This window comes from Aquabacterium sp. A08 (genome assembly GCF_011742065.1).
Window position 1 is genome coordinate 17217 of sequence record NZ_JAAQQT010000534.1, and the last position, 22622, is coordinate 39838.

The window sequence follows — 22622 nt, forward strand, 5'->3', positions numbered from 1 at the left end:
ACCTAAGGGTTGGGAGGACGACGGAGCCGTCTGTCCGTGACAGAAAACCCTACATTATAAGTTGACGTGCCTTCACCACAGCCGCACGCGCACCAGCAGCTGCATGGCCAGCAGGCCCAGCACAAAGCCGACCCCGCCGTAGAGGATGCCCTGCAGCAGCCGGTTGGTGCGGCGCTGTTCCTGTACCAGCTCGCGCACCTCGCGGCCCAGGTCGTGGGGACGCTGGCGCAGGTAGTCGTGCAACAGGCGCGGCAGCTCGGGCAGCAGCTTGGCGTAGTGCGGCGCCTCGGCCTTGAGCTGCTCCCAGAGCTTGCGCGGCCCGATCTGCTGGTTCATCCAGGTTTCCAGGAAGGGCTTGGCGGTGCTCCACAGGTCCAGTTCCGGGTCCAGTTCGCGGCCCAGCCCCTCGATGTTGAGCAGGGTTTTCTGCAACAGCACCAGCTGCGGCTGGATCTCGACGTTGAAGCGGCGCGAGGTCTGGAACAGCCGCATCAGCACCATGCCCAGCGAAATCTCCTTGAGCGGGCGGTCGAAGTACGGCTCGCACACCGCGCGGATCGCCGCCTCCAGCTCGTCCACCCGGGTGTCGGGCGGCACCCAGCCGCTTTCGATGTGCAGCTCGGCCACGCGCTTGTAGTCGCGCCGGAAAAAGGCGGTGAAATTCTGCGCCAGATACTCCTTGTCGAACTGGGTCAGGGTGCCGACAATGCCGAAGTCCAGCGAGATGTAGCGGCCGAAGGTCGCCGGCTCCAGACTGACCTGGATGTTGCCCGGGTGCATGTCGGCGTGGAAGAAGCCGTCGCGGAACACCTGGGTGAAGAAGATGGTGACGCCGTCGCGCGCCAGTTTGGGGATGTCCACCCCGGCCGCGCGCAGCCGCTCGACCTGGCTGATCGGCACGCCCTTCATGCGCTCCATCACCAGCACCTCGTTGCGGCAGTGGTCCCAGTGCATCTCGGGGATCAGCACCAGGTTGAGGTCGGCCATGTTGCGGCGCAGCTGCGCGGCGTTCGACGCCTCGCGCACCAGGTCCAGCTCGTCGTGCAGGTATTTGTCGAACTCGGCCACCACCTCGCGCGGCTTGAGCCGCTTGCCGTCGGCCGAGAGCTTGCCGACCCAGCCCGCCATCGTGCGCATGAGCGCCAGGTCTTTCTCGATGACCGGCAACATGTTCGGGCGCAACACCTTGACCGCGACCTCGCGCCCGTCCTTCAGGGTGGCGAAGTGCACCTGGGCGATGGACGCGCTGGCGACCGGGGTCTGGTCGAAATCGGCAAACACCTCGTTCAGCGGCTTGCCGAAGGCGCGCTCGATGGTGGCCACCGCCACCGCGCTGGGGAACGGCGGCACCCGGTCCTGCAGGCGCGCCAGTTCTTCGGCGATGTCGGGCGGCAACAGGTCGCGCCGGGTGGACAGCACCTGGCCGAACTTGACGAAGATCGGGCCCAGCGCCTCCAACGCCTCGCGCAGGCGCTGGCCGCGCGGGCTGCGCAGGTTGCGCCCAATCGACACCAGCCGGCGCAGGCCGCGCAGGACCGGGTTGCGGAAGCCGGACAGGACCAGTTCGTCCAACCCGAAACGCAGCACCACCCAGGCGATGAACACCCCGCGGAACAGGCGGCTCATGGGTGCCCCGCCCCGCCGTCCGGACCCCGCGTCGTCTCCCCGCGCGCCCGGAAGGCGCCGGCCCGGCCCGCGGCCTGTGCCAGGAAACCCTTGAGGCCTCCCGCCAACTGGCGCACAGCACCCACCAGGGTGTGGGCGGCCGCATCGCCCAGCAGGCGCGACAGGTCCTCCTCCACGTCCCAACGCACGTTGTCGACCAGCCACGCCACCTCGGCCGCCAGTTGCACATCGCCCTGGATGTCCACCGGCGGTTTCTGGCCGGCCAACAGGGTTTGCGCCAGCACCACCGGCGAGTCTTCGATCAGGCGCAACTGCAGGTCGGGGGCGGTGGATTCGGGGGCCAGCGCCAGCAATCCGGCCGGCGTGGCTTGCAACCACAAGGCCACCGTGCCCCAGCCCGCCTGCACCGTCTTGCCCTGCTGGCGGCGCAACCGATCCATGGCCTGCGGCTCCTGCATCAGCACGTGGTTGAGCAACAGCACCAGGCGGTTGCGCAGTTCGGCCTGCAACCAGGCGGGCGGCGGCGGCAGGCTGCCGGCCAGACCGCGCAGCGCCTCGACCGGCGGAAACAAAAACGGGGGCTTGGTCATAGCCCCCGATTCTGACGGATAAACCGAAGCCCGGTCACTGCAGGGCTTGCACCCCGGCCACCAGCCAGCCCCCCTGCCCAGCCTTGGGTCGGGTGATGTTCCAGACCTCGCGGAAGGGGTTGGGGCCGGCCGACGGTTCTTCGCGGATCATGCCGGAGAACTCGACGCTGGCCATGTACTCGTCGTCCAGCTCCTCGATGCCCAGCAGCTGGGCTTCCAGCATCTCGACCTCGGTGCGGTTGGCGGGGCTGCCGGTGTGGGCCTCCCGGTCGGCCAGCTGGGCCTGGATCTGTCCGATCATCTCGTCGGTCATCATGGCGCGCAGGGCCGGGATGTCGGCGCGGTCCCAGGCGTCCTGCAGCTTGACGAAGTTGGCCTTGGAAGCGCGCAGGAAACCCTCCACGTCAAAGCCGGCGGGGATGCCCCAGGTCTGCGGGCCGCCCAGGGCCGAGCCGATCAGGCTGCCGTGGGTCGGTGGCTCGCTGGCCACGCCGCCGAAGGTGGTGTTGCTGCGCTCCCAAGGCCGGGCCGACGCGTCGTTGCCCACGTTCTGCGGGCTGTAGCTGCGCGCGGTGGCGGGCTCGGCGGCCGAGCCGGCGCCCTGGAAGGCCAAAGGCGAACGGGCGGCGGGGGCCGACGCGGCGCGCGAACGGCGGATCAGGCCGATGACGGCAAAGAGGGCCACGCCCGCCAGCAGGATCAGCAGGAACTGGGCGAAGCCTTCGCCCAGGCCCAGCGACGAGGCCAACCAGGCCAGGCCCAGGCCGGCGGCCAGGCCGCCCAGCATGGCGCCCCAGGGGCGCTTGGGCGCAGCCGCCGCCGGGGCGGGACTGGCCGGACGCGCGGCGGCGTTCTGGGCCGCGCCCTGCTGGGCCCCTTGGGTGGGCGCGGTCGGCGCCGGCTGCGCAGGGGCGGCGTTGCGTTGCGTCACATTGCTGGACTGCTTGCCGAACGACGAACCGCCGCCCAGGCGCTTGGCCCATGCCTCGTGCGAGCCCAGGGCCATCGCACACACCAAAATCACCGTCCAGACTTTCATGTCTCTCTCACCTGTTGTGTCGTTTCAAGTTCGGCCTTCAGCACTTGATGCCCACGTGCAGGGCCGTCACACCGGCCGTGAGGTTGTGCACATCGACGTGTCCGAAGCCCGCCTCGCGCATCATGCCACGCAAGGTTTCCTGGTCCGGGTGCATGCGGATGGATTCCGCCAGGTAACGGTAACTGGCTTCGTCCTTCGCCACCCACTTGCCCAACTGGGGCAGGATGTTGAAGCTGTACCAGTCGTACGCTTTTTCGAGCGGCGCCGCCACCTTGGAGAACTCCAGCACCAGCAATTTGCCACCGGGCCTGAGTACCCGATTCATTTCGCGCAGCGCAAGTTCCTTGTGCGTCATGTTGCGCAGGCCAAACGCCACGGTGACGATGTCGAAATGGCCGTCGGGGAAGGGCAGTTGCTCGGCGTCGCAGACCAGGGTGGGCAGCGCCACGCCACGGTCGAGCAGGCGGTTGCGCCCTTCGCGCAGCATGGCCTCGTTGATGTCGGTGTGCACGACCGTGCCGGTGGGCGCCACCTTGGGGGCAAAGGCCAGGCCCAGATCGCCGGTGCCGCCGGCGATGTCCAGCACCCGGTCGCCCGGACGCGGGTGGGCCACGGTGATGGCGTAGCGCTTCCAGAGGCGGTGCAGACCGGCCGACATCAGGTCGTTCATGATGTCGTAGTTGGACGCAACCGAGTCGAACACGCCGCGCACGTGGCGCGCCTTGTCGCGCTCGTCCACCGTCTGGAAACCGAAATGGGTCTGGCTCATGGGGAAGATGTTAGGCGAAGTGGGGACGCCGCTCAATGGTGGTGGCCGCAGGCCGAGCCGGCTTTGTCGGGCATGGGGGCGTCGCGGCCGACGCCGGCCTCAGCCAGCCGGCGCTCGTAGTCGGCCCAGAGTTCGGCCTGCTGCGCGCCCAGGAAATACAGGTAGTCCCAACTGAAAATACCGCTGTCGTGCCCGTCAGAGAACGTGGGCTGCACCGCGTAGTTGCCCACCGCCTCCAGGGCGTTGATGCCGACCTCGCGCTTGCCGGTCTGCAGCACCTCCTGGCCCGGGCCGTGGCCCTGCACCTCGGCCGAGGGCGAGTACACCCGCATCAGCTCGAACGGGATGCGAAAGCGCGCGCCGTCGGAAAACGCAATTTCCAGCACGCGCGACTGGCTGTGGACGGTGATGTCCTGCGGGGTGGGGGTTTGCTTGTTCAGGCCGGCCATGGGAGGTCTCCGGTGAAGTCAGTTCGGTGGGTCGGTGAAGGCGGCGGCCAACGCAGTGGCCAGAGCGGCGTCGCAGGCGGGCAGGCGCTCGCGCAGTTCGGCCAGTCGGTCTGCATCGGCCGGGCGGGTGGCGGGCGCCCACAGGGGCGCGGGAAAGCGGCTGTCCCACTCGTACCGGCCCACCACGTGCCAATGCAGGTGCGGCACCACATTGCCCAGCGCCGCCAGGTTGACCTTGGTGGGCTGCAGGTGTTCACGCACCACACGCTCCACAGCGGTGACGGCGCGCATGCACAGGACCTGGTCGGCTTCGCTCAGGTCGGACCACTCGGCCACGTGCGCGTTCCAGACCACGCGGTAGAAGCCAGGGAAGTCGTCGGCGTCCGGGCCGGTGGCGCGGATGACGCGGAACCGCCCGTGACGGGCAACCAACAGCCCGCCGTCCTCGCGGCACAGCGGGCAATCAGCGGCAGACAGCGCCACCGGATGCACGCTCACACCAGCACCCGCTCGATGCCGCCGGCGTTGGCGCGGGCCACGTAGTCGGGCATCCAGTTCTCGCCCAGGATCTGGTTGGCCATCTCGACGACGATGTAGTCCGCTTCCAGCAGGCCGTTGTTCAGGTCGTCGCCGTAGCGGCTCAGGCCCTGGTAGCAGCTCGGGCAGCTGGTCAGGATCTTGGTCTTGCCCTGGGGCGCGGCCACGCCGTTCTTTTCGGCCAGCGCGGCCAGTTGCACCGCGTTTTTGTTCAGTTCCTCTTCCTTGCGGAAGCGCACCTGGGTGGACACATCGGGTCGGGTCACGCCCAGGGTGCCGGACTCGCCACAGCAGCGGTCGGCCTTGACCACGGTGTCGCCCACCAGCGCCTTGACCGTCTTCATCGGGTCCTGCAGCTTCATCGGGGTGTGGCAGGGGTCGTGGTACAGGTAGGCGCCCTTGGGCTCCAGGGTGATGCCCTTTTCCAGCAGGTACTCGTGGATGTCGATGATGCGGCAGCCGGGGAAGATCTTGTCGAACTCGTAGCCCTGCAACTGGTCGTAGCAGGTGCCGCAGCTCACCACCACCGTCTTGATGTCGAGGTAGTTGAGCGTGTTGGCCACGCGGTGGAACAGCACCCGGTTGTCGGTGATGATCTTTTCGGCCTTGTCAAACTGGCCCGAACCTTTTTGCGGGTAGCCGCAACACAGGTAACCCGGCGGCAGCACGGTCTGCACCCCGGCGTGCCACAGCATGGCCTGGGTGGCCAGGCCGACCTGGCTGAACAGGCGCTCCGAGCCGCAGCCGGGGAAGTAGAACACCGCTTCCGTGTCGGCCGTGGTGGCCTGCGGGTTGCGGATGATGGGCACGTAGTCCGAGTTCTCGATGTCCAGCAACGCGCGCGCCGTCTTTTTGGGCAGGCCGCCGGGCAGCTTCTTGTTGATGAAGTGGATCACCTGCTCTTTGATCGGCGCCGGGCCGACCGTGGCCGGCGGCGCACTGGTCTGCTTGCGCGCCAGGCCCTTGAGCAGCTTGTGCGCGAAACGCTGCGCCTTGAAGCCCACCCCCACCATGGCGCTGCGCGCTATTCTGATGGTTTCGGGGTTGGTGGCGTTGAGCATGAACATGGCCGCCGCGTTGCCAGGGCGCCAGGTTTTCTGGCCCATCTTGCGCAGCAGGTTGCGCATGTTCATGGACACGTCGCCGAAGTCGATCTTCACCGGGCACGGCGTGTAGCACTTGTGGCACACGGTGCAGTGGTCGGCCACGTCCTCGAACTCTTCCCAGTGCTTGATGCTGATGCCGCGGCGGGTCTGCTCTTCGTACAGGAAGGCCTCGACCAGCAGCGAGGTGGCCAGGATTTTGTTGCGCGGCGAGTACAGCAGGTTGGCGCGCGGCACGTGGGTCGAGCACACCGGCTTGCACTTGCCGCAGCGCAGGCAGTTCTTGACCGAATCGGCGATGGCGCCGATGTCGCTCTGCTGCATGATGAGCGATTCGTAGCCCATGAGCCCGAAGCTGGGGGTGTAGGCCATGCTCAGGTCGGCGCGGCGCTGGTCGGGCGCGGCGAACACCGCGCCGTCGCGCAGCAGCTTGCCCTTGTTGAAGCGGCCTTCCGGGTCCACCTTCTGCTTGTAGCCAGCGAACGGGGCCAGCTCCTCGTCGGTCAGGTACTCCAGCTTGGTGATGCCGATGCCGTGCTCGCCCGAAATCACGCCGTCCAGGCTGCGCGCCAGCACCATGATGCGGCCCACCGCCTCGTGCGCGGTCTGCAGCATCTCGTAGTCGTCGCTGTTGACCGGGATGTTGGTGTGCACGTTGCCGTCGCCGGCGTGCATGTGCAGCGCCACCCAGACGCGGCCCTTGAGCACCCGCTTGTGGATGGCCTTGCACTCGTCCAGCACCGGGGCGAACACGCTGCCGGTGAAGATGCCGCGCAAGGCTTCACGGATCTGGGTTTTCCAGCTCGCGCGCAGGCTGTAGTCCTGCAACTGCTCGAAAAAGGTGCGGCCGGTGTCGGGCTGGGTCACGTCCAGACCGTCCATCCAGCGCTGCCACAGGTCGCGCGTTTCGCGCACCACGGCCAGGGCACGTTCGGCGTGTTCCTGCACGGTTTCGGCCGAAGGCATGTCGGCGGCGTCCTCCACCTTGCCCAGCGGCAGGTTGCCACGCTGGAAGAAGGCTTCCAGCTCCTGCGCCAGCTTGACCTTGTTGCGCAGGCTGAGCTCGATGTTGATGCGCTCGATGCCCAGGGTGTACTCGCCCATGCGCGGCAGCGGGATCACCACGTCTTCGTTGACCTTGAAGGCGTTGGTGTGCTTGCTGATGGCGGCGGTTTTCTTGCGATCGGCCCAGAATTTCTTGCGGGCATCGGCGCTGATGGCCACAAAGCCTTCACCGGCGCGGCCGTTGGCTAGGCGCACCACCTCGCTGGTGGCGCGGGCCACGGCATCCGGGTCGTCGCCCACGATGTCGCCAATGAGCACCATCTTGGGGAAGCCGCCGCGCTTGCTCTTGGTGGTGTAGCCCACGGCGCGCAGGTAGCGGTCGTCCAGGTGTTCCAGGCCGGCCAGCAGCACGCCGCTGCGCTTTTGCTCGGCGAACATGTAGTCCTTGATCTCGACGATCGAGGGCACGCCGTCTTTCGGGTTGCCAAAAAACTCCAGGCACACGGTGCGGGTGTGCTCGGGCATGCGGTGCACCACCCAGCGCGCGCTGGTGATGAGGCCGTCGCAGCCTTCCTTCTGTACACCAGGCAGGCCGGCCAGGAATTTGTCGGTCACGTCCTTGCCCAGGCCTTCCTTGCGGAAGGTTTTGCCCGGGATGTCCAGCCGCTCGGTGCGGATCAGCGTCTTGCCGTCGGCCTGGAAGTACTGCAGCTCAAAGCTGGCCACCTCCACGTCGTGGATCTTGCCCAGGTTGTGGCCCACGCGGGTCACTTCCAGCCACTCGGCGTCGGGCGTGACCATGCGCCAACTGGCCAGGTTGTCCAATGCGGTGCCCCACAGCACGGCTTTCTTGCCGCCCGCGTTCATGGCGATGTTGCCGCCCACGCACGAGGCTTCGGCACTGGTCGGGTCCACCGCGAACACAAAGCCGGCGCGTTCGGCCGCGTCGGCCACGCGCTGGGTCACCACCCCGGCCTCGGTGTAAATCGTGGGCACCTTGTGGTCCACGCCCGGCAGGTCGATCAGCTCGACCTCGGTCATAGTTTCGAGCTTTTCGGTGTTGATGACCGCACTCTTCCACGTCAGCGGAATGGCGCCACCGGTGTAGCCGGTGCCGCCGCCGCGCGGCACGATGGTCAGGCCCAGCTCGATGCAGCCCTTGACCAGCCCGGCCATTTCGGCCTCGGTGTCGGGGGTCAGCACCACAAAGGGGTACTCCACGCGCCAGTCGGTGGCGTCGGTCACGTGGCTGACGCGGCTCAGGCCATCGAACTTGATGTTGTCTTTGGCGGTGTGGCGGCGCAGGGTTTTGCCCACGCGCTGGCGCAGGGCGGCCATGTCGTCGAACAGGGCGGCAAAGGCGCGCACGGCCTGTTCGGCCGCCGCCAGCAGCTCGCCCACCAGCGCATCGCGCTCGCCATCTTCCTGCGGGCGGCGGCGCTTGCCGACCTCGCCCAGGCGGTGGCGCAGCGCGTCCACCAAGGCGGCGCGGCGCTTGGGGTTGTCCAGCAGGTCGTCGTGCAGGTAGGGGTTGCGCTGCACCACCCAGATGTCGCCCAGCACCTCGTACAGCATGCGCGCCGAGCGGCCGGTGTGGCGCTCCTGGCGCAACTGGTTCAGCACGTCCCAGGCGCGGGCACCCAGCAGGCGGATCACGATTTCCCGGTCGGAAAACGAGGTGTAGTTGTACGGGATCTCGCGCAGCCGCGGCGCGTCGTCGGCGGCGGCGAGCAGGTGCTGGATCGGGGTGGGCGCGTTCATGGTGGCGGGAACTCTGGGCCGATCTCGGCCGATGGGCAGGGTGGGTGATGTTACCGCAGCGCAACATACTGGGCACCCCTTCAGGGCCAAGGCAACACTGGCGGCAGGGCCTCGCGCGACAATGGCGGGGCATGCCTGCCACCCCCGCTTCCTGCCCGTTTCCCCGCTGGATCGCCCACCGCGGGGCGGGCCGCCTGGCGCCGGAAAACACCCTGGCGGCGTTCGCCGAGGGCGCACGGCGGGGCCACCGCATGGTCGAATGCGACGTGCAGCTCAGCGCCGACGGCGTGGCCTTCCTGCTGCACGACGCCACCCTGGACCGCACCACCGACGGCCACGGCCCGGCCACCGTCCGCCCGTGGGCCGAACTGGCGGCACTGGACGCGGGCGCCTGGCACAGCCCGGCGCACTGCGGCGAACGCCTGCCCACGCTGGCCCAGACCGCCCGCTGGAGCCTGAGCGCAGGGGTGCGCCTGAACCTGGAAATCAAACCCCCGGTGGGGCAAGGCGATGCGACCGGCCGCGCCGTGGCGCAACAGGCGCGCCAGCTCTGGGCCGACCACCCCGAGGCGTGGCCGCTGCTCACCTCGTTCGACCCGCAGGCCCTGGCGGGCGCGCAGGCGGTGGCCCCGGCCTTGCCGCGCGGCCTTTTGGTGGACGCCTGGTGGCCCGGCGTGTGGGACACGCTGTCGGCCCTGGAGGCCTGTGCCCTGGTGGCCGAAGCCAGCCTCTGGACGGCCGGGCGCGTGCAACAGACCCACGCGCTGGGGTGGCACGCGCTGGCCTACACCGTCAACGACGCGGCGCGGGCCCAGGCCCTGCGGCGCTGGGGGGTGGACAGCCTGATCACTGACCGGGTGGACCGTTTCCGCCCCTGACGCCGCGGGGCCGCCCAGGCAAGCGAAGCCAGCGCCTCAGCGCCGGCCGCGCCACCACGCCGCCACCGACCCGGTGGCGAGCACCAGCGCGGCGTAGGTGCTCATCTTGCCGTCGCGGCCGTGCAGCACCAGCCCGGCCAGCAGCACCGCCACGCCCACGGCGGCCAGCACCGCCCAGACCCGGGCCCAGCGCCGCGCACGGGGCCCCCACAGTGCCAGCCCGCGCGGACCCACCACGGCCGCCGAGAGCAGGCCGGCCACCGCCACGGCCGGTGCCACGAAATTCAGCAGGTGCAGCACAAAACCCCAAACGCCCATCGGTGTTCACCCGGTCGGCGGGCGTCCTCTGTGTATCGACAGGAAATTTTATAATCCGGGCACATGGCTGTCTGGGCGCTCGGCATCAACCACCAAACCGCTCCGCTCGATCTGCGCGGGCGGTTTGCGTTCGCGCTCGACCAGCTGCCGCCCACGCTGGAGCGCTTTCGAGCCACCCTGGCACGCCGGCCCGAGGCCACCCTGCTGTCCACCTGCAACCGCACCGAAATCTACTGCGCCAGCGACGAACTGGCGCTGGAGCCCACGGTGCACTGGCTGGCCCACACCGGCGGCGTCAGCCCGCAAGAGCTGCTGGACCACGCCTACGTGCTGCAGGAAGGCGAAGCCGCGCGGCACGCCTTCCGCGTCGCCAGCGGGCTCGACAGCATGGTGCTGGGCGAGGCCCAGATCCTGGGCCAGCTGAAAGACGCGGTGCGCGTGGCCGACGAGGCCGGCGCCCTGGGCACCACCCTGCACCAGCTGTTCCAGCGCAGCTTCGCCGTGGCCAAGCAGGTGCGCAGCAGCACCGACATCGGCGCCCACTCCATCAGCATGACCGCCGCCGCCGTGCGCCTGGCCGGCCAATTGTTCGAGGATTTGCAGGACATCCGGGTGCTGTTCGTGGGCGCGGGCGAGATGATCGAACTCGCCGCCACCCACTTTGCGGCCAAAAACCCGAAGGCCATGGCGATCGCCAACCGCACCCTGGAGCGCGGCGAAAGCCTGGCCGGGCGCTTCGGCGCCGAGGTGCTGCGCCTGTCGGACCTGCCCGACCGCCTGCACGAGTTCGACGCCGTCGTGAGCTGCACCGCCTCCACCCTGCCGCTGATCGGCCTGGGCGCGGTGGAGCGCGCGCTGAAAAAGCGCAAGCACCGGCCCATGTTCATGGTCGACCTGGCGGTGCCGCGCGACATCGAGGTCGAGGTCAAGGGCCTGGACGACGTGTACCTGTACACCGTGGACGACCTGGCCAGCGTGGTGCAGACCGGCAAGGACCACCGCCAGGCCGCCGTGGCACAGGCCGAGGCCATCATCGACGCCGGGGTGCAGAGCTTCATGCACTGGATGCAGCAGCGCGACCCGCGCGCCGGCGTGGTCGGGCTGATCCGCGACCTGAACACCCAGGCCGACGCCTGGCGCCAGGCCGAGCTGGCGCGCGCCCGCAAACTGCTGGCCAAGGGCGAGGACGTGGACGCGGTGCTCGAAGCCCTGGCCCGCGGCCTGACCCAGAAAATGCTGCACGGCGCCCTGGCCGAACTGCACGCCGGCGACGAACACACGCGCGCCCACACCGCCGACACGGTGGCGCGCCTGTTCCTGCGCGGCGGCCCCCGGGCCTAGCCCATCCCGGCCCCGTCGCGCGGCCCGCCCGGCCGCCCCCCCTTTTTCGGCACCGCCCCATGAAACCCTTCGTCCGCGACACCCTAGAACGCCAGCGCCTGCGGCTGCACGAGCTGGACGCCCTGCTGAGCGCGCCCGACGCGACCGGGGACATGGAGCGTTTCCGCCAGCTGACGCGCGAACACGCCGACACCGACGCGGTGGTGCAACCCTTTCTGCAGTACCTGGCGCACGAAACCGCCCTGCGCGAGGCCCAGGTCATGGCCGCCGACGCCGACCCCGAACTGGCCGCCCTGGCGCAGGAAGAGATCGCCAGCGCCCAGGCCGCGCTGGACGCGCTGGAGCCCGAGCTGCAGGCGCTGCTGCTGCCCAAAGACCCGGACGACGAGCGCCACGCCTTCCTCGAAGTCCGCGCCGGCACCGGCGGCGACGAGGCCGCGCTGTTCGCCGGCGACCTGGCCCGGATGTACACCCGCTATGCCGAACGCCAGGGCTGGCGGGTCGAAACCGTCAGCGAGTCGGCCAGCGAACTGGGCGGCTACAAGGAACTGGTGCTGCGCATCGCAGGCCACCGCGCCTACGGCCGCCTGCGCTTCGAGTCCGGCGGCCACCGCGTGCAGCGCGTGCCCGCCACCGAAAACCAGGGCCGCATCCACACCAGCGCCTGCACCGTGGCCGTCATGCCCGAGCCCGACGAGGCCGCCGCCATCACCCTGAACCCGGCCGAGCTGCGCATCGACACCTTCCGCGCCAGCGGCGCCGGCGGCCAGCACATCAACAAGACCGATTCCGCCGTGCGCGTGGTGCACCTGCCCACCGGCCTGGTGGCCGAATGCCAGGACGGCCGCAGCCAGCACAGCAACAAGGCCAAGGCGCTGCAGGTGCTGCAGGCCCGCCTGCAAGACAAGGCACGCAGCGAACGCGCGGCCCAGGAGGCCGCCGAGCGCAAGGGCCTGATCGGCAGCGGCGACCGCAACGACCGCATCCGCACCTACAACTTCCCGCAGGGCCGGCTGACCGACCACCGCATCAACCTGACGCTGTACAAGCTGGGGCAGGTGATGGAGGGTGACCTGGACGAGGTGATCCACGCCCTGCAACTGGCGCGCGGCGCCGAGCTGATGGCCGCACTGGAAACCAGCGCCAACGACGCGCGCTTCGGCGCCCTGGCCTGAGGCCCCGCCCCGCCCCGCCCCCAGCCACCCGCCGCATGACCCAGACCACCCCCCCCACGGTGCAGCAGGCCTTGCACGCCGCGCGCCAGGCCGGTCTGGACCGGCTGGACGCCCAGTTGCTGCTGCTGCACCGGCTCGGCCGTTCGCCGCACGACCGGGCCTGGCTGATCGCCCACGACACCGACGCCCTGCCCGCCGACGTGGCCACCGCCTTCCACGCCCTGTGCCAGCGCCGCCTGGCCGGTGAACCGGTGGCCTACCTGATCGGGCAGCGCGAATTCCACGGCCTGACCCTGCAGGTGGACGCGCGCGTGCTCGACCCCCGGCCCGACACCGAAACCCTGGTGGACTGGGGATTGGACGTGCTGGACGGACACGGGCACCCCAGCGTGCTGGACCTGGGCACCGGCAGCGGCGCCATCGCCCTGGCGCTGCAGCACCGCCGGCCCGACGCCCAGGTCTGGGCGCTGGACGCCAGCGCCGACGCCCTGGCCGTGGCCCAGGCCAACGCCCGCCGCCTGCAGCTGCCGGTGCGCACCCTGCGCGGGGCCTGGTTGCGCGACTGGCCATTGCGACAGGCCGAAACCCGGGCCCAGCACCCGCAGGGCCCCGCCCTGCCCGACCGCTTCGACCTGATCGTCAGCAACCCGCCCTACCTCCGCACCGACGACCCGCACCTGGCAGCCCTGACCCACGAACCCCTGAGCGCCCTGGCCAGCGGCCCCGACGGCCTGGCCGACCTGCGCGAGATCGCCGCCCAAGCGCCGGCCCACCTGCGCCCGGGCGGCTGGCTGCTGCTGGAACACGGCTGGGACCAGGCCGACGCCGTGGCCGACCTGCTGCGCGCCCAGGGCTACACCGCGGTGGCGCACCGCCACGACCTGGCCGGCCACCGCCGCTGCACCGGCGGCCGCTGGCTGCCGCCGGTCGCGCCCCAAGCCGCCCCCTGAACGGGGGCAAGCCACTGCGGGGATAATGCCGCATCTTTGTTTGACCCCCGCCGCCCACCCCGCGCGGCGGCCCCCAGGAGCATACCCATGAGCGACACCCAGCAACGCATCGCCCAACTGGTGCAGAACCACGACATCGTGCTGTTCATGAAAGGCACCGCCAGCTTCCCCATGTGCGGTTTTTCCGGTCGCGCCATCCAGATCCTGAAAGCCTGCGGCGTGGACCCGCGCACCCTGACCACGGTCAACGTGCTGGAAGACCAGGAAGTGCGCCAGGGCATCAAGGAATTCAGCAACTGGCCGACCATTCCGCAGCTCTACGTGCGCGGCGAGTTCATCGGCGGCTCCGACATCATGATGGAGATGTACGAGTCGGGCGAGCTGCAGCAGGTGATCGGCGGCCCCGCCGCCTGAGGCGCGAAAACAACACCGGGAGCCCGGGTTTTTCCAGCGTTGAGCGCTGGCACGGCGTGTGCTTGAATAATGGACACACACCGTCGAACAGGAGAACCCGATGAGCTCCCACAGCCTCGCCGTCCCCTCCCTCGGGCTGCCCATTGCCCGCATGCGCAGCGTCTTCAGCGCCGACGACGTCGAGCGCAAGCTGGCCAAGCTGCAGCAGGGCCACGAACGCGAACACGACGGCCTGCGCAGCGTGTACGAACGCATGCTGGAACGCGGTCCGCAGCGCTTCGCGGTCAAGCCCTCGGGCGTGCCCGACATGGCACCGCTCTACGGCCAGCTGCCCAACTTCGGTGAAGTGCTGGACGACGTGAAACGCCACGTCGCCCTGAGCCAGGACAGCCAGGACCACCTCGAACTCACGCCCATGCTGCTGCTGGGGCCGCCCGGGGTGGGCAAAACCCACTTCGCACACCAGCTCGCCGGCCTGCTCGGCACCACCATGAGCCTGGTGCCCATGAGCTCCATGACCGCCGGCTGGTTGCTGTCGGGCTCGTCCTCGCAGTGGAAAGGCGCCAAGCCCGGCAAGGTGTTCGAGGCGCTGGTGGACGGTCAGTACGCCAACCCGGTGATCGTGGTGGACGAGATCGACAAGGCCAGCGCCGACGCCCAGTACGACCCGCTCGGCGCGCTCTACAGCCTGCTGGAACACGACACCGCCCAGCGCTTCGTGGACGAGTTCGCCGAGGTGCCGATCGACGCCAGCCAGGTGATCTGGATCACCACCGCCAACGACGAGCGCGGCATCCCCGAGCCCATCCTCAACCGCATGAACGTGTTCCAGATCGACGCGCCCGACCTGGAGGCGGCGCGGCAGATCGCCCGCCAGATTTACCAGGGCCTGCGCGGCGAGCACGACTGGGGCCGCCTGTTCGCCGAGGAACCGGCCGACGACGTGCTGGACCAGCTGGCCAGCCTGGCCCCGCGCGAGATGCGCCGGGCGCTGATGACCGGCTTCGGCAACGCCCGGCTGTCGCGGCGCGAAGCCATCGAGGTGGCCGACCTGCCGCGCAACGGCGCGGGCAAGACCCGCCTGGGCTTTCTGCAATAAGCCCTGCGGCCGGCCTCAACCGGCCGGCGGGGCGTCGGGCCCGTTCGCCCCCGCGGCGGGCGGATCGCGGTCCGGCACCGGGCAGCTGCCACCCTGGGCCGGGTCCAGGTGCGGCAGCAGCAGGGGCCCCATGGAGCGCAGGATCTGCACCGGCAGGCCGGAGGTGAAGCGGTGCCGCGCCGCCTCGGGCCCCACGACGTAGGCCGTGAGGCTGCCGAAATGGCGGGGCCCCAGGTAGAACACAAAGGTGGCGGTGCGGTTCAGGGCGTAGGCGCTGCGCCCGGCCACGACCACCCGGTTGTCGCCGGTGCCGGTTTTGCCGCCGGGCGACAGGTCTTCGCCGGCGGCGGTGCGCAAACTCCCGGCCAGCCGGCGCGCGGTGCCGCGCTCCACCACCTCCGACAGCGCCTGCCGCAGCGCAGCGGCCACCTCGGGCGCCATCACCGGCTCGCCGGCGGCTGGGGCCGGGCCGTAGGCGGTGTCCCAGGGGGTGCCGGCGGCCAAGCGCAGGTCGGTGATGCGGCGCGACGGCCAGCGCACCCCGCCGTTCTGGATGATGCCCATGAGTTCGACCAGCGCGGCGGGCCGGTCGCCCGAGCTGCCCAGCGCGGTGGCCAGCGACGGCACCAGCTGGGCGAAGGGGTAACCCAGGCGCACCCAGCGCCGGTGGATGTCGCCGAAGGCCTCCACCTCCAGCATGGTCTGGATGCGGCTGTCCTGCGCGTTCTTGGCACGGGTCTGAAACAGCCAGCGGTACACCGCCTGGCGTTCGCTGCGGCTGGCGGCCACGGCGTCGGCCAGGGTGGCCTCGGGCTGGCGCAGGCGGTAGGCCACCAGCCACAGCTCCAGGGGGTGCAGCCGGGCCACAAAGCCCCGGTCCGGCAGGTCCATGGCGCCGGCGGCGTAGCGGGCGTGAAGCTGCGCCACCCGCACCGGAGCGGGGGCACGGTCGCCCAGGCGCTCGGCCAGGAAGGCCGCGAGGGCCGGCGGCGGGGCTTCGGGCTCCAGGTACAGGAAGACCGCGGCCAGCCGCTCCGCCGAAGCCCCGAGCCCGTCGAAGAGTTGGTCGCGCCAGCCGTCGGGGCCGCGCTGCTCGGTCTTGCGCCAAAAGCGGCGCAGAAAGGTCTGGCCTTCGCGGTCGGCGAAACGGGCCAGGTAGTCGCCCCGGCGCGGGTCGCCGGCGTCTTCCAGCAGCCGCGCGGTGCTGCCGGGCACCTGGTACATGGTGTGGCGCACCACCTCGCGCATCAGGCGCACAAAGGGCAGGTTGATCGAGGCCTGCATCGCCTCGCGCAGGGTGGGCAGGCGGGCGTCGTCGTCGCGGTTGAAGTTGCCGAAGGTGTGGACGCCGCCGCCGGTGAAGAAGCTTTCGGCGGGGCTGGCGGAAAAGCGCCGCTCCAGCGCCGCGTCCAGCATGGCCGGCAGGCCGCGGTCCTGCGCCGCCAGCAGGTGCGCCACGGCCCAGCGGCCCAGGCTGTCCTGACGGTCCACCGCGTAGGCGCGCAATTCGTCCAGGGGCAGTGGGGCCAGGCGCTCGTGCAGTTCGGCCACCAGCTCCAGGTAGGTGGCCAGCACGCGCAGCTTGGCGGTGGAGCCCAGTTCAAGCTTGCTGCCTTCATTGATGTCCAGCGGCTGGCCGGTGGTGTCGGTCTGCACCCGCACCTGGTTGCCCTGTGCGGTGCGCTCCCACAGGGTGAAGCTGTAGCGCACGTCGGCCAGGGTGGCGGGCTGCAGCAGGCGCTCGCCCCACAGGCCTTGGCTGCGGGCAAATTCGGGGTCGGACAGGCGCTCCAGGTGCTCGGACACCGCCACCTGCAGCGGCGCATGCAGGGTGCTGCCCAGGTCGGCGTCGAGCCGGTCCAGCCGGTAGAGCGAGGTGCCGAGCCAGCCGGCCAATCGGTTGCGCACCGCCGCGCTGCCCTTGTCGGTCTGCACCGGCAGCCACGCCGGGTCGCGCGCCATGTCGCGGAACACCAGGGGCTGGGCCAGCGCCGCGTCGCGCCAGGCCGCCGGCAGCAGGCCTTCGGCCGCCAGCAGGCGCAGGTGCTGGTCGGTGCTGCGCTGCAGGTCGGCGCGGCCTTGGCCCAGGTACCAGGCCGGCCGTCGGTGGGCAATCATCAGGGCCACCGCCTGGCGCAACACCTGGCCGCGTTCGGCGTCCAGGGCCGGGTCGCCAGGCGGGGGGGCTTCGGGGGCCAGCAGGGCCTGCACCCGCGCCAGGTCGGTGCCGAACCAGACCCACAGGCCGTCGCCCAGGCCGTGCACCTCGCCATGGCGCGGGGCGGCCGCCAAGGGCACGGTGTTCAGGTAGTCCAGCACCGTCTGGCGCCGCACGGGCAGGGTGGACGCGCCCTGCTGGTAGGCCCGGATCGCGGCCGAGGCCATCTGCCGCAGCTTTTCCCGCCCATCGTGGGTGATGCCGCCGGGCGAGTGGCGGTATTTCTCGATCTGCGTGGCCAGCGTGCTGCCGCCCGGGGCATCCACCTCGGGGTGGATCTGCCGGCCCAGCTGCCCCAGCGCCGCCCGGGTGAAACGCACCCAGTCGACCGCCGGGTTCAGGGTGGGCCGCTCGGGGTCAAGCAGGTCGCGGTTTTCGATGAACAGCAGGGCCTGCACCAGCACCGGGGGCACCGCGTCGAAGGCCGCGAACTGGCGGAAAGGGTAGCGGAAGGTGTAGAGGGGTGCGCGGCGGCAGTCCCGCACGGTCAGGCCGGCCTGGGCTTTTTCGGGGTAGGGCGCAAAAAGCCCGCGGTCCTGGTGCGCCAGCAGGGCCGGGCTGTGGCGGGCCTGCGCAACCGGGGCAAAGCCGCGCGCCTGCAGCCGCTCGGTGAACCCGGGGATGTCGGTGTAGCCCAGGCGCTCGTCGAAAGGGCCGTGCGCGGGAAAACGGATGCGGTCGCTCGGGCCGTCTTCCACCCGATGGGTCAGGGTGGCGGCATGGCGGCTCAGCCAACGGGCCTGCAGCTGCGAGGTGTGCGCCTCCCAGGCCAGGCCCGCGCCCACCAACAGCAGCAACGCGCCCGCCAGAAGGGCCCAGCGCCAGCGGCGTCGTTCAGCTGACGCAGGGGCTGGACTGGGTGCGGGTGGCGCGCCCTCCCGGGTGGCGCGGCGGAATTTCATGGCGAGGACGCGGTTGCTGCAACGCAGCAATTATGGCGACTTTCGGGGCCGGAGCCCGGCCTCAGGCCAAACGCCACTGGCGCTGCGCGGCGAACACGGCGTTGGGGTATTCGGCCCGGCCGCGGCTGCCGTTGTAACGGCCCAGCGCCAGGTAGAGGTCGCCCTTTTCCCGGTCCAGGTAGTGGCGCAGGATGACGCAGCCAAAGCGGATGTTGGTCTGCAGGTGGAACAGCTTGGCCGGGTCGCCGTCACCGATCACGCGGGACCAGAACGGCATGATCTGCATGTAGCCGCGCGCCCCCACGCGCGAGATGGCGAACTTGCGGAACGCGCTTTCGACCTGGATCAGGCCCAGCACCAGCGCGGTGTCGAGCCCGGCGCGCTTGCTCTCGTACCAGACGGTTTGCAGGAACTCGACCCGGGTCTGCAACTCGGGTTTGCGGCGCTGCAGTTTGGGGCTGGTGTCGCCCAGCCAGCGCAGGTACTGCAGGCGGGCGTCGGTGCTGGCAAATTCCAGTTCCGGCGGGCCGGCAAATTCCACCGCCGCCCGCAAGGCCAGGCGCACCGAATCGGCCAGGGGTTCTTCGAGCTGCCCGCCGGCGTGCGCGGCCCCGGCCCAGCCCAGCGGCCAGGCGCCGGCCAGCACCGCCTTCAGACCCCAGCCCAGGCAAGCGCGGCGGCCCGTGCCATCCACACCCTGCTCCGCTTGCGCCATGTCTTCGGTCTCCTGGGCGCGGCGTTTGCCGCAGGGCCTCACAGGCCCAAACGCCCTTTCAGCAGCGCCAGCACCTCGCCCACGGCCACTTTGGTCGCGGCCGCGTCGCGGCGGTGCTGGTACTCCACCTGGCCTTCTTTCAGGCCCTTGTCGCCGATGGTGACACGGTGCGGCACGCCGATCAACTCCCAGTCGGCGAACATGGCGCCGGGGCGCTCGCCGCGGTCGTCCAGCAGCACGTCCACACCCAGCGCGGCCAGTTCATCGTGCAACTGCTCAGCGGCGGCCTTCACCGCCTCGCTGCGGTCCATGCCGATGGGGCAGACCACCACGGTGAACGGGGCAATGGCGTCGGGCCAGATGATGCCGCGTTCGTCGTGGTTCTGCTCGATGGCGGCCGCCGGCAGGCGGGTGACGCCAATGCCGTAGCAGCCCATCTCGAACGGTTTGGGTTTGCCGTCTTCGTCCAGGAAGGTGGCGTTCATGGCGCGGCTGTACTTGGTGCCCAGGTAGAACACGTGGCCCACCTCGATGCCGCGCTCGATGGCCAGCACCCCTTGGCCGTCGGGTGACAAATCTCCGGCCACCACGTTGCGGATGTCGGCCACCAGGTCGGGTTCGGGCAGGTCGCGGCCCCAGTTCACGCCGGTCAGGTGGGTATCCACCGCGTTGGCGCCGCAGATCCAGTCGGCCATGATGGCCACCTCGCGGTCGGCCACCACGTTCACCGGCTTGCGCAGGCCCACCGGCCCCAGGTAGCCGGGCTTGGCGCCGAAGTGGTCGACGATCTCGGCCTCGGTCGCGAAACGGAAGCCCAGGTCCAGCCCCGGCAGCTTGCCCACTTTCACTTCGTTCATGTCGTGGTCGCCGCGCAACAGCAGCAACCAGACGGTGCTCTTGACGATCTCGTCGCGCTCGTTGATCTCGTCGGTGGCCAGCACCAGCGACTTGACGGTGCGCGCCAGCGGCACGCCCAGCAGCTCGGCCACCTCGGCGCAGGTGCTCTTGCCCGGGGTGGGGGTCTGGGTCAGCGGCTCGGTGGCGGCCGGGCGCGGGCCTTGCGGCGCCAGGGCCTCGGCCTTTTCGATGTTGGCGGCGTAGTCGCTGGCCGGGCAATAGACGATGGCGTCCTCGCCGGTGGCGGCAATCACCTGGAACTCCTCGCTCAGGTCGCCGCCGATGGCGCCGCTGTCGGCCGCCACGGCGCGGTAGGTCAGGCCGAAACGGTCAAAAATGCGGCGGTAGGCCGCGGCCATCACCTGATAACTGGCCTGCGCGGCTTCGGGGCTGCGGTCGAAGCTGTAGGCGTCCTTCATCACGAACTCGCGGCCGCGCATCAGGCCGAAGCGCGGGCGGCGCTCGTCGCGGAACTTGGTCTGGATCTGGTAAAAGTTCTTGGGCAGCTGCTTGTAGCTGCGCAACTCCTGGCGCGCGATGTCGGTCACCACCTCTTCCGAAGTGGGCTGCAGCACGAAGTCGCGTTCGTGCCGGTCCTGGATGCGCAGCATCTCGGGGCCCATTTTGTCGAAGCGGCCGGTTTCCTGCCACAGCTCGGCCGGCTGCACCACGGGCATGGTCAGCTCCACCGCACCGGCCGCGTTCATTTCTTCACGAATGATCTTTTCCACCTTCTGCACCACCCGCAAACCCATGGGCATGTAGGTGTAGATGCCGGCGCCGAGCTTCTTGATCATGCCGGCGCGGGTCATGAGCCGGTGGCTGACGACCTCGGCGTCGGCCGGGGCTTCCTTGAGGGTGGAAATGAAGAATTGGGAGGCTTTCATGGGGGCTCGGGTGCGACCGGGCACGGCCTCGGTGGCCAGCGGCGGCGACTGCGGGATTACCCCGGGACACGCTACCCAAGCGCACCTCGACGATGCATAATCGAGACAGTTTAGAAATTTGGGGTTGATTATGCTTGACAGAGACGGCTTCAGGCCCAATGTCGGCATCATTCTGCTCAACCAGAAGAACCAGGTGTTCTGGGGCAAACGCATCCGCACCCATTCCTGGCAGTTTCCACAAGGGGGCATCGACCGGGGCGAAACCCCCGAACAGGCCATGTACCGGGAACTGCACGAAGAGGTGGGCTTGCGCCCCGAACACGTGGCCATCGTCGCCCGCACGCGGGACTGGTTGCGCTACGAAGTGCCAGACCGCTTCATCCGTCGGGATGCGCGCGGTCACTACAAGGGGCAGAAACAGATCTGGTACCTGCTGCGCCTGATGGGCGGCGACTGGAACCTGAACCTGCGCGCCACCAACCACCCGGAATTCGACGCCTGGCGCTGGAACGACTACTGGGTGCCGCTGGACGTGGTGGTGGAATTCAAGCGCGGCGTCTACGAAATGGCGCTGCAGGAGTTGTCGCGTTTTCTGCCGCGCCCCCCCGAACACCGCAACCGCTTTCTGCGCGGCAATGCCCGCCCACGGGGCCACGCCGGGGCCGACCCCACCACCGCGGACGCGGCCCACCCGCTGCACATTCCGCTGCACCTGGAACTGCCCCCCGGGGCCAGCTTCGACCCGAACCCGCAACACCCGACCCAGGCCCCTGCCGACCTGCACGCCAGCCCCGCTGGCCCCCTTGCCCGATGACCCTTCCGACCCTGACCCGCGCCCTTGGCGCCGCCGCGCTGCTGGGTGCGGCCGCCTGCGCCCACGCGCAGACTTTCGAGGAAGCGCCAGTCTGGCAGGAGGCCGAGGTGGCCGAGGCCCCGACCTTCGACAGCGCCCGGCTGCTGGGCTTCCAGGTGTCGACGGGCAGCGAACTCCGCTACGGCATCGACCCGAACACCCTGAGCATCGGCCCCGACGCGGTGGTGCGCTACGTGATGGTGGCGAGCAGCCCCTCGGGCGCGGTCAACGCCCTGTACGAAGGCCTGCGCTGCGCCACCGCCGAAGTGAAAACCTACGCCCGCTGGGCGCCGGCCAGTGGCGAACAGCCTGGCCAGTGGCGGCTGGCCAGCGGGGCGGAATGGCGCAAGTTGTACGCCAACCACGCGTCGCGGCCGGCGCTGGTGCTGGCCCGCAGCGGCCTGTGCGACGGCCCCACGCCCAACGCGCCGGTGGCGCGCATGCTGCGCGACCTGCGCCAGGGCCGCAGCGACCGCTGACCCGGCCCGCTCGGGGCTCAGCCCCGGGTGAGCACCAGGTTGTCGCGGTGGATCATCTCGGGCTCGGCGGCGTAGCCCAGCAAGCGCTCGAAGTCGGCCGAGGACTTGCGGCACAGCAGCCGCGCCTCGCTGGCCGCGTAGTTGGCCAGGCCACGCGCCACCTCGGCGCCGCGCGCGTCGCGGATGGCGATGACATCGCCGCGCGAAAAATCGCCCTCCACCCCGGTCATGCCGATGGGCAGCAGGCTCTTGCCGTCCTGCACGATCTTGGCCACCGCGCCGTCGTCCACCGTCACCGCGCCGCGCAGCTGCAGGTGGTCGGCCATCCACTGTTTGCGCGCCTGCTGCTTGGGCGTGTCAGCCACCAGGCAGGTGCCGATGGGCTCGCCCGCCACCAGGCGCAGCAGGGCGCGCGGTTCGCGGCCCCAGGCGATGACGGTGGACGCCCCTGAACCGGCGGCCCGCTTGGCCGCCAGGATTTTGGTGATCATGCCGCCGGTGCCCACGCGCGAACCGGCGCCGCCAGCCATCTCTTCCAACGCAGGATCGCCGGCGCGGGCCACGTGCACGAACTGCGCGGCCGGGTCCTTGCGCGGGTCGGCGGTGTAGAGGCCTTT

The 22622-nt window shown here is 70.0% G+C and carries 20 protein-coding genes; 8 read left to right on the forward strand and 12 right to left on the reverse strand.

Annotation, left to right across the window (positions count from 1 at the left end):
• Nucleotides 1–72: 72 nt before the first annotated feature.
• The 7 genes from ubiB to HA630_RS04170 are packed head-to-tail and all read right to left on the reverse strand — an operon-like array spanning nt 73 to nt 8879.
• Complete coding sequence (gene ubiB / locus HA630_RS04140; protein ID WP_166832573.1) at nt 73–1626, reverse strand: ubiquinone biosynthesis regulatory protein kinase UbiB; 1554 nt, start codon at nt 1624–1626, stop codon at nt 73–75.
• Entirely contained in the window at nt 1623–2216 is a 594-nt protein-coding gene (locus tag HA630_RS04145) for a hypothetical protein (protein ID WP_208299956.1), read from the reverse strand. Before HA630_RS04145 ends, ubiB begins: the two co-directional genes overlap by 4 nt.
• Nucleotides 2217–2250: 34 nt before the next feature.
• Nucleotides 2251–3255 carry a Tim44 domain-containing protein gene (locus HA630_RS04150; protein ID WP_166832575.1) on the reverse strand — a complete coding sequence of 335 codons (1005 nt, stop codon included), beginning with the start codon at nt 3253–3255 and terminating at the stop codon, nt 2251–2253.
• A 37-nt stretch (nt 3256–3292) separates the two neighbouring features.
• Nucleotides 3293–4024, reverse strand: a complete 732-nt coding sequence (gene ubiE / locus HA630_RS04155) for a bifunctional demethylmenaquinone methyltransferase/2-methoxy-6-polyprenyl-1,4-benzoquinol methylase UbiE (RefSeq protein ID WP_166832577.1) — start codon at nt 4022–4024, stop codon at nt 3293–3295.
• A gap of 32 nt (nt 4025–4056) precedes the next feature.
• Complete coding sequence (locus tag HA630_RS04160; protein ID WP_166832579.1) at nt 4057–4473, reverse strand: gamma-butyrobetaine hydroxylase-like domain-containing protein; 417 nt, start codon at nt 4471–4473, stop codon at nt 4057–4059.
• A gap of 18 nt (nt 4474–4491) precedes the next feature.
• Entirely contained in the window at nt 4492–4950 is a 459-nt protein-coding gene (locus tag HA630_RS04165; RefSeq protein WP_166832610.1) for an HIT family protein, read from the reverse strand.
• Nucleotides 4951–4967: 17 nt separating this feature from the next.
• On the reverse strand, nt 4968–8879 hold the full coding sequence (locus HA630_RS04170) for a DUF3683 domain-containing protein (RefSeq protein WP_166832581.1): 3912 nt from the start codon (nt 8877–8879) through the stop codon (nt 4968–4970).
• Between the two features lie 131 nt (nt 8880–9010).
• Between HA630_RS04170 and ugpQ the strand changes: the two genes are divergently transcribed.
• A complete protein-coding gene (ugpQ, locus tag HA630_RS04175; RefSeq protein ID WP_166832583.1) occupies nt 9011–9757 on the forward strand; it encodes a glycerophosphodiester phosphodiesterase in 747 nt (248 codons plus the stop codon).
• 36 nt (nt 9758–9793) lie between these two features.
• Here the strand turns inward: ugpQ and HA630_RS04180 are convergent, their stop codons facing one another.
• Nucleotides 9794–10075 carry a hypothetical protein gene (locus HA630_RS04180; RefSeq protein ID WP_166832585.1) on the reverse strand — a complete coding sequence of 94 codons (282 nt, stop codon included), beginning with the start codon at nt 10073–10075 and terminating at the stop codon, nt 9794–9796.
• 63 nt (nt 10076–10138) lie between these two features.
• Between HA630_RS04180 and hemA the strand changes: the two genes are divergently transcribed.
• From hemA to HA630_RS04205, 5 genes are all read left to right on the forward strand, one after another.
• Entirely contained in the window at nt 10139–11416 is a 1278-nt protein-coding gene (gene hemA / locus HA630_RS04185; RefSeq protein WP_166832587.1) for a glutamyl-tRNA reductase, read from the forward strand.
• A gap of 59 nt (nt 11417–11475) precedes the next feature.
• Nucleotides 11476–12591: a peptide chain release factor 1 gene (gene prfA / locus HA630_RS04190; protein WP_166832589.1), complete on the forward strand. Its 1116-nt coding sequence runs from the start codon at nt 11476–11478 to the stop codon at nt 12589–12591.
• 35 nt (nt 12592–12626) lie between these two features.
• A complete protein-coding gene (gene prmC / locus HA630_RS04195) occupies nt 12627–13541 on the forward strand; it encodes a peptide chain release factor N(5)-glutamine methyltransferase (protein WP_166832592.1) in 915 nt (304 codons plus the stop codon).
• An 87-nt stretch (nt 13542–13628) separates the two neighbouring features.
• A complete protein-coding gene (gene grxD / locus HA630_RS04200; protein ID WP_166832594.1) occupies nt 13629–13955 on the forward strand; it encodes a Grx4 family monothiol glutaredoxin in 327 nt (108 codons plus the stop codon).
• Nucleotides 13956–14055: 100 nt separating this feature from the next.
• Nucleotides 14056–15054, forward strand: coding sequence for an AAA family ATPase (locus HA630_RS04205; protein WP_166832596.1), 999 nt, complete (start codon nt 14056–14058; stop codon nt 15052–15054).
• 15 nt (nt 15055–15069) lie between these two features.
• On the opposite strand, the gene HA630_RS04210 is transcribed toward HA630_RS04205, so the two are convergent.
• From HA630_RS04210 to HA630_RS04220, 3 genes are all read right to left on the reverse strand, one after another.
• Nucleotides 15070–18069, reverse strand: coding sequence for a transglycosylase domain-containing protein (locus tag HA630_RS04210; RefSeq protein ID WP_208299957.1), 3000 nt, complete (start codon nt 18067–18069; stop codon nt 15070–15072).
• A 166-nt stretch (nt 18070–18235) separates the two neighbouring features.
• Nucleotides 18236–18889 carry a lytic transglycosylase domain-containing protein gene (locus HA630_RS04215; protein WP_166832600.1) on the reverse strand — a complete coding sequence of 218 codons (654 nt, stop codon included), beginning with the start codon at nt 18887–18889 and terminating at the stop codon, nt 18236–18238.
• Between the two features lie 38 nt (nt 18890–18927).
• Entirely contained in the window at nt 18928–20673 is a 1746-nt protein-coding gene (locus HA630_RS04220; RefSeq protein WP_166832602.1) for a proline--tRNA ligase, read from the reverse strand.
• A gap of 130 nt (nt 20674–20803) precedes the next feature.
• On the opposite strand from HA630_RS04220, the gene HA630_RS04225 reads away from it, so the two are divergent.
• Together HA630_RS04225 and HA630_RS04230 are read left to right on the forward strand one after the other, a co-directional pair.
• The gene (locus HA630_RS04225; RefSeq protein ID WP_166832604.1) at nt 20804–21487 is read left to right on the forward strand and encodes an RNA pyrophosphohydrolase; all 684 of its coding nucleotides are present in this window, start codon (nt 20804–20806) and stop codon (nt 21485–21487) included.
• On the forward strand, nt 21484–22005 hold the full coding sequence (locus HA630_RS04230; RefSeq protein WP_166832606.1) for a CNP1-like family protein: 522 nt from the start codon (nt 21484–21486) through the stop codon (nt 22003–22005). The genes HA630_RS04225 and HA630_RS04230 overlap by 4 nt, the downstream gene beginning before the upstream one ends.
• A 17-nt stretch (nt 22006–22022) precedes the next feature.
• On the opposite strand, the gene HA630_RS04235 is transcribed toward HA630_RS04230, so the two are convergent.
• Nucleotides 22023–22622: glutamate 5-kinase (locus tag HA630_RS04235; RefSeq protein ID WP_371809193.1), on the reverse strand; the 600-nt coding region annotated here is incomplete at its 5' end.